The following is a 5,246-nucleotide window of genomic DNA, read 5'->3' as shown; positions in this document are numbered from 1 at the left end:
GCATGAACGGATATCTGCGCACAACCCTCCTGCTGGCGGCGATGACGGCGCTGTTCGTCGCCGTGGGCGGCGTCATCGGCGGGCGGGGCGGCATGATGGTCGCCTTCGGCGTGGCCTGCGCCACCAACCTCTTCGCCTGGTGGAACAGCGACCGGATGGTGCTGCGCATGCACAACGCGCAGCCCGTCGGCCCGCAGGAGGCGCCGGAGCTCTACCGCATGACGGCCCGGCTGGCGCAGAATGCCGGGCTGCCGATGCCGGCGCTCTACATCATCCACGAGGACCAGCCGAACGCCTTCGCCACCGGCCGCAGCCCGGAGAAGGCGGCGGTGGCCGTCAACACCGGCCTGCTCAACCGCATGCCGCCCGACGAGGTGGCCGGCGTCATCGCCCACGAGCTGGCGCATATCCGGAACCGCGACACGCTGATCATGACCATGACCGCCTGCCTGGCGGGCGCCATCGGCATGCTGGCGCAGTTCGGCTTCCTGTTCGGCGGCAACCGCGAGCGCGGCATGAACCCGATCGCCGCCATCCTGGTGATGCTGCTGGCGCCGATCGGCGCGATGATCGTGCAGATGGCCATCAGCCGCTCCCGCGAATACGAGGCGGACCGGGCGGGGGCCGAGATCAGCGGCAACCCGCTGGGACTGGCCAACGCCCTGACCCGGCTGGAGCAGGGCCGCCTGACGCATGTGAACCAGGCGGCCGAGGCCAACCCCGCCACCGCCCACATGTTCATCATCAACCCGCTGGCCGGGCTGCGGATGGACGGGCTGTTCTCCACCCACCCCAAGACCGAGAACCGCGTGGCGGCGCTGATGGAGCTGGCCGGGCAGATGGGGCCGCCGCGCGGGCGGGGGCAGGCCTCCTTCATTCCGCAGACGGGCCTGCCGCCGGCGGGCGGCACGGGTGCGGCGCCGGGGCCCTGGGGCACGGCGCCGCCGCGGCGGCAGCGCGGCCCCTGGGGCTGATCCCAGCTCCCGCGGAGCATGGCCGATCCGCCATGGCCGATCCGCCCAGGGGCGCCGGCGCTTTGCCTGGCTGCGCGCCACCTGGGCGCTCGCCCGCCTCGGGCGGGGCGCAGGGTCCGCGCATCGCGATCTGGTAAGGGCCGGAGGCAGCGTGGCCTCTCCAGGCGGCGCGGGGGGCGCGGGGAGAGCCCCCGGCTCAGCTGGCGGCGGGCGTGGCCTCGCGCGCCACGGCCAGCAGGCGGCGGCGCAGCCAGGCATGGCCGGGGTCCGCCTCGAAGCGGCGCGGGAAGATCAGCGACAGCCGCATGTGCGGCGTCTCCACCGGGCAGGGGCGCAGCAGCAGCCCGTGCGCCTCGGCCATCTGCGTGGCCAGCCGGGCGGAGAGCGTCATCACCATGTCGGTGCCCTTCAGGATGGCGGGCACCCCTGAGAGATGCGCCACCACCGCGCCCAGCCGGCGCGGATGGCCCGCCTCGCGCAGCGGCCCGTCCAGCGCGCCATCGCGCGAGCCGTTGGGCGAATGCAGCAGGTGCGGCCAGGCGGTGAAGCGCGCCAGTGTCATCTCGCCCTCGGCCAGCGGGTGGCCGCGGCGCATCAGGGTGAGGAAGCCTTCCGGCAGCAGACGCAGCCGGGTGTAGAGGGCGGGCGGCTCGGCCAGCATGCCGAGCACCATCTGCACCGCATCCGCCTCCAGCATCTCCAGCGCGTTCACCCGGTCCGCGTGGCGGATCGCCAGCAGGCAGCCGGGCGCCTCCCGCGCCATGGCGGCCAGCAGCGGCGGCGCCAGCACCGCCTCGGCATATTCCGACAGGCCGATGGGGAAGACCCGGTCCGAGGTGGCGGGGTCGAAGGGCGCGTGCGCCGCCAGCGCGCCGCGCAGCCGGTCCAGCACCTCCGCCACCGGCTCGGCCAGGGAGAGGGCCAGGGCGGTGGGCTCCACCCCGCCCGGGCGGCGCAGGAACAGCTCGTCCTTCAGCACCAGCCGCAGGCGGGAGAGGGCGTTGGAGACGGCGGGCTGCGACAGGTTCAGCCGCTGCGCCGCGCGCGTCACGTGCCGCTCGCGCGCCACGGCGTCGAACACCCGCAGCAGGTTCAGGTCCAGGGTGGAGAGGTCGGCCATTGATGGCGCGAATGATGACCGTTCCGCATGGCGTTTGGAAGCCAGGGTCTCGCCGGGTCTAGGAAAGCAGCGACACGGCCGGGAAGGCCGTCCTTCCATCCTCCGCAAGCGAGCGAACCGATGAACGACCCCCGCCTGATCCCCTATGCCACCCTGCTGCTGCGCGTCAGCCTCGGGGTGATGTTCCTGGCCCATGGCTTCCTGATGAAGGTGATGACCTTCGGCCTTGCCGGCACGATGGGCTATTTCGGCAGCCTCGGCTATCCGCCGGTGCTGGGCGCCGTGGTGGCGCTGGCCGAGACGGCCGCCGGCATCGCCCTGATCCTGGGTCTCTGGACCCGCCTCGTCTCGCTGCTGGCGGTGCCGATCCTGGTCGGCGCCACGATGCAGCACCTCGGCAATGGCTGGGTGTTCAGCCGCCCCGGCGGCGGCTGGGAGTTCCCGCTGTTCTGGACCGTGGCGCTGCTGGTGCAGGCGGGGCTCGGCAACGGCGCCTGGGCGCTCTCCACCGCCGCGCTCACGGGCCGTCGCCAGGCTGTCACCGCCTGAACGGCGAAAGGGCCGATCCCTCGCGGGAGCGGCCCCTTAAATCCTCATCGCAGCCGCCCGGCGCCGCAGTGCCGGGCGGCTGCCGCCGTTTCGCCTCAGCGGACGATGCGCGTCGTACCGTCCGGCAGGTGCTCCAGCACGACGCCGCCGCCATTGTAGGCCCCGTTGCCGACGCCCTGCTGCGGCAACTGCACGCCCGCCAGAGGCTGCGCCGGCGTGGACATGGTGTTGCCGGCCGAACCCTGGCCCGTCATGCCTCCCATGCCGTAGGTCGAGGCCGAGCCCATCGGGCGCTGCATACCCGAGGCGCCCATGCCCTGCCCCGTCATGCCTGAGCCGCTCATGCCCTGGCCCGTCGTTGCGGAACCGCTCATCCCCGAGCCGCTCATGCCTGAGCCGCTCATGCCCTGGCCCGTCATTCCGGAACCGCTCATGCCGGAGCCCTGCATGGTCCCGCCGCTGGCGGCACCCGAGCCGCCCATCGCGGCGCCGCTGCCCTGCATGCTGCTGCTGCCCTGCATGCTGCTGCCGGAGCCCATGCTGCCGGACATGCCGCCCGGCATGCCGCCGCTGCCCATGCTGTTGCCGGGCGGAACGGCGCTGCCCATCTGCGCGTGGGCCAGCGGGGCGGACACCGCCAGAGCCAGGGACGCCGCCGCGATCGTCAGGGAAATACGGGCCATTGCTGCCTTCTCCTTCATGCTCGTCTGCGGCCACCCCGATGGGCGGCCCGATGCCGAAGGAACGCGAGGGGCGCCGGCAGGTTGCCTCGCGCCCCCTGCCCGCCCGCAGGCCCGGAGGCGGGCAGAAGGAGGATGGGGGGCCGGGGGCATTCCTTCCCCCGGCCTTTTCAACGGCTCAGAGCGCACCGCCCTTGCGGCCGGCCATGGCGCCGAGGCGCAGGCGCAGCGCGTTCAGCTTGATGAAGCCCTGGGCGTCGAACTGGTCGTAGGCGCCCTGGTCCTCCTCGAAGGTGACGTACTTCATCGAGTAGAGGCTGTTGGGCGACTGGCGGCCGGTGACGATGGTGTTGCCCTTGTAGAGCTTCAGCCGCACCGTGCCGGAGACGCTCTTCTGGCTCTCGTCGACCATCGCCTGGATCATGCGGCGCTCGGGCGCGAACCAGAAGCCGTTGTAGATCAGCTCGGCGTAGCGCGGCATCAGGCTGTCCTTGAGGTGGGCCACCTCGCGGTCGAGCGTGATGCTCTCGATGGCGCGGTGCGCCACGTAGAGGATGGTGCCGCCCGGCGTCTCGTAGCAGCCGCGGGACTTCATGCCGACGAAGCGGTTCTCCACCAGGTCGAGCCGGCCGATGCCGTTCTCGCGGCCCAGCGCGTTCAGCTTCGTCAGCAGCGTGGCGGGGGAGAGGCGCTCGCCATTGATCGCCACCGCGTCGCCGCGCTCGAACTCGATGGTGATCTCGGTGGCGACGTCGGGCGCGTCCTCGGGGCGGATGGTGCGCTGCCAGACGATCTCCGGCGGCTCGTCCCACGGCTCCTCCAGCACCTTGCCCTCGGAGGAGGAGTGCAGCAGGTTCGCGTCCACCGAGAAGGGGGCCTCGCCGCGCTTGTCCTTGGCGATGGGGATCTGGTTGGCCTCGGCGAATTCCAGCAGCTTCGTGCGGCTGGTCAGGTCCCATTCGCGCCAGGGGGCGATGACCTTCACGTCCGGCTTCAGCGAATAGTAGCCGATCTCGAAGCGGACCTGGTCGTTGCCCTTGCCGGTGGCGCCGTGGCTCACCGCGTCGGCGCCGACCATCTCCGCGATCTCGATCTGCCGCTTGGCGATGAGCGGGCGGGCGATGGAGGTGCCCAGCAGGTACTGGCCCTCGTACAGCGCGTTGGCGCGGAACATCGGGAAGACGAAGTCCCGCGTGAATTCCTCGCGCAGGTCGTCGATGAAGATGTTCTCTTCCTTGATGCCCAGCATCAGGGCCTTGTCGCGGGCCGGGCCCAGCTCCTCGCCCTGGCCGAGATCGGCGGTGAAGGTCACCACCTCGCACTGGTAGGTGGTCTGCAGCCACTTGAGGATGACGGAGGTGTCCAGCCCGCCGGAATAGGCGAGCACCACCTTTTTCACGTCCTTGACCGCCATAGCGTGGGTCCCTTTGTCCGAACGAGCGAAGGCCAGGGGTTTGCCGCAGCGGGGCGGCGCCGGCAAGGCGCTCATGCCCAGCCGAGGCGGACGGAGCGGGGAATCCGCGCGCGGCCGGCGGCATCGCGCAGCAGGCGGCCGAGGGAGCGCAGCACCCCGGCCCCCGGGCGCGGGCCGAGCGGCAGGCGGTGCAGGGTTTCGGACAAAAGCGGATCGGGCAGCAGCCAGGGCGGCGCGCCGAGCGCCGAGCGCAGGCCGAGGCGGCGGATCAGGCGCAGGAGCGGCAGGCCACCCAGCCGCGCGGCGCGGCGGCAGGCGCGGCAGATGGCGTATTCCAGGGCGCGCAGCGGGTGGCCGGGCGGCGCCTTGGCGAGGGCGCGCAGCAGGGCGTGCCAGAAGCCGGCATGGGCGAGGCGGCGGAAGAAGCGGGCGACGGTGTCCGGCCGGCCGAAGCGCTCCGGCAGGTGCTTCCAGGCGGCGCCGGGCTGGTGGGCGAGGTGGAAGATGGC

General features: G+C 72.3%; 6 protein-coding genes. 2 read left to right on the top strand and 4 right to left on the bottom strand.

Annotated features, from left to right (window positions below; genetic code table 11):
- Positions 1–974, top strand: a 974-nt coding sequence (htpX, locus tag ACZJYS_RS22430) for a zinc metalloprotease HtpX (RefSeq protein WP_493180384.1), incomplete at its 5' end; no start/stop codon positions are given.
- 196 nt (positions 975–1,170) lie between these two features.
- Here the strand turns inward: htpX and ACZJYS_RS22425 are convergent.
- Positions 1,171–2,094 carry a LysR family transcriptional regulator gene (locus ACZJYS_RS22425; protein WP_379652296.1) on the bottom strand — a complete coding sequence of 308 codons (924 nt, stop codon included), beginning with the start codon at positions 2,092–2,094 and terminating at the stop codon, positions 1,171–1,173.
- Positions 2,095–2,214: 120 nt separating this feature from the next.
- Between ACZJYS_RS22425 and ACZJYS_RS22420 the strand changes: the two genes are divergently transcribed.
- Positions 2,215–2,643, top strand: coding sequence for a DoxX family protein (locus ACZJYS_RS22420; protein ID WP_109518018.1), 429 nt, complete (start codon positions 2,215–2,217; stop codon positions 2,641–2,643).
- Between the two features lie 95 nt (positions 2,644–2,738).
- Here ACZJYS_RS22420 and ACZJYS_RS22415 read toward each other — a convergent pair whose 3' ends face one another.
- From ACZJYS_RS22415 to ACZJYS_RS22405, 3 genes are all read right to left on the bottom strand, one after another.
- Positions 2,739–3,326: a hypothetical protein gene (locus ACZJYS_RS22415; RefSeq protein WP_493180383.1), complete on the bottom strand. Its 588-nt coding sequence runs from the start codon at positions 3,324–3,326 to the stop codon at positions 2,739–2,741.
- Between the two features lie 175 nt (positions 3,327–3,501).
- Entirely contained in the window at positions 3,502–4,737 is a 1,236-nt protein-coding gene (locus ACZJYS_RS22410; protein WP_109518020.1) for an argininosuccinate synthase, read from the bottom strand.
- A gap of 71 nt (positions 4,738–4,808) precedes the next feature.
- Positions 4,809–5,246, bottom strand: a 438-nt coding sequence (locus ACZJYS_RS22405) for a transposase (RefSeq protein ID WP_493180382.1), incomplete at its 5' end; no start/stop codon positions are given.

The sequence above is a fragment of the Roseomonas sp. TS2 genome, assembly GCF_058833935.1.
Note: the sequence above shows the minus strand (reverse complement) of the source record. Positions and strands in the feature narration are given on the sequence as shown.